Origin of the sequence: Flagellimonas alvinocaridis (genome assembly GCF_004916895.1) — a bacterium.
Classification (GTDB): Bacteria; Bacteroidota; Bacteroidia; order Flavobacteriales; family Flavobacteriaceae; genus Flagellimonas; species Flagellimonas alvinocaridis.
This window is the reverse complement of record NZ_SNTZ01000093.1, coordinates 1-437: the sequence shown is the minus strand read 5'-3', so window position 1 is coordinate 437 and position 437 is coordinate 1. Positions and strand designations below refer to the sequence as shown.

1 pseudogene is annotated in these 437 nt (G+C 37.8%); it reads left to right on the top strand.

The features are described 5' to 3' along the window. Window positions 1–437 (top strand): annotated as a pseudogene (locus EZV76_RS17010) (DDE-type integrase/transposase/recombinase); the annotation flags it as partial.

Here is a 437-nt window from a genome sequence, read left to right as displayed (position 1 = left end):
GGTAAGGAATTCGAAAACACACCATTTCAAACTTTTTGTGTTGAAAATGGTATTGATCATAACTTTTCGGCCCCTCGTACGCCTCAACAAAATGGGGTAGTAGAGAGGAAGAATAGGACCCTAGAGGAAATGGCTAGGACAATGCTTTGCGAAAATAATTTGCCAAAGTATTTTTGGGCCGAAGCCATACATTCTGCTTGTTATATTCTTAATAGAGCCTTGATTAGGCCAATATTGAAAAAGACACCTTACGAATTATTTGTTGGGCGCAAGCCTAATATTTCACATTTGCGTGCATTTGGTTGTAAATGTTACGTACATAACAATGGTAAGGATAACTTAGGAAAATTCGATGCTAAATCGGATGAAGGCATTTTTGTTGGTTATGCACCATCTAGTCGAGCATATAGGATTTATAACATGCGCACAAGAGTTAT